This window comes from Rhodococcus sp. P3_B8 (assembly GCF_056402775.1).
The window spans coordinates 1-942 of sequence record NZ_JBFUGT010000659.1 but is presented as its reverse complement, the minus strand read 5'-3'; the positions used below and the strand labels follow the sequence as shown (position 1 = coordinate 942).

General features: G+C 67.5%; 1 protein-coding gene. It reads right to left on the bottom strand.

Annotated features, from left to right (window positions below):
• Positions 1 to 287: 287 nt before the first annotated feature.
• Positions 288 to 942: diguanylate cyclase domain-containing protein (locus AC1D1G_RS45540; RefSeq protein WP_477956977.1), on the bottom strand; the 655-nt coding region annotated here is incomplete at its 5' end.

Genomic DNA, 942 nt, shown 5'->3' with positions numbered 1-942 from the left:
ACGCCGATGCGTTCACGAGCAGTCGACGACGCGAATATCTTTCTGTCACAAGGGCGAAGCGCGGAGTCTTTTCGTCGTAGGTCGACGGGATCCGCCCTGTCCAGAAAGTATTCGACGGGTCGGGAGCCGCGTCAAGATGACAATTTCCCCTCCCTAGGGTGCCTATCGGCGGCCGCGACTTCCTGCCACGTCGGCCGCAGTGCACCGATCGGGCTCTGCTGCCGCCCTAGAAGGTGCCGTCGTAGAGCGCGTAACCGCCCGGCCCTGCAGCTTTCGCCCGATACATCCTAGTCCGCCCGGCGGACGAGTTCTTCGCGGGTGCACTCCGGATSGGACAGTGCGACACCGATACTGGCACTGATCGGCCAGTCGGGAGATTCGGCCCGGGTCAGGTCGGCGAGGCTTCCGGTGATCCGGGCGGCAATTGCCACCCCCTCCGTTGCACCTGCGACGTCCTCACACACCACCACGAATTCGTCACCGCCGAGGCGGGCAACGGTATCGCCCGGGCGCACCGCCGACCGCAGATGCCTGGCCAGAACGATCAGCGCGTCGTCGCCGCCGGCATGGCCGAGGCTGTCGTTGACGACCTTGAAGTCGTGTAGATCGACCGACAACAGCGCAACGCGCGTGCCGCCGCGCGGCGCGGCGACCAGGGCCTCGTCGAGCCGACGGCGGGCCGGCGCGCGGTTGGGTAACCCGGTCAGCGGATCGTGCAAGCTCTGGTGCACCAACGCGGCTTCGGCCTCGATGCGGCGGATCGCCGCGGACAGCACCGCCGTCACCGAGCGCAGAAAGGTCAGGTCACGGTCGGTGTATTCGCGAGGACGACGACTGTGCGCGGTCAACACACCCCACACCGCTTCGGAGCCGATCGGAACGCACACCCCGCTGTGCAGCCGGCGCCCGGTCATCCCGGCCGTGGAGAATCGGGTCTCGTGG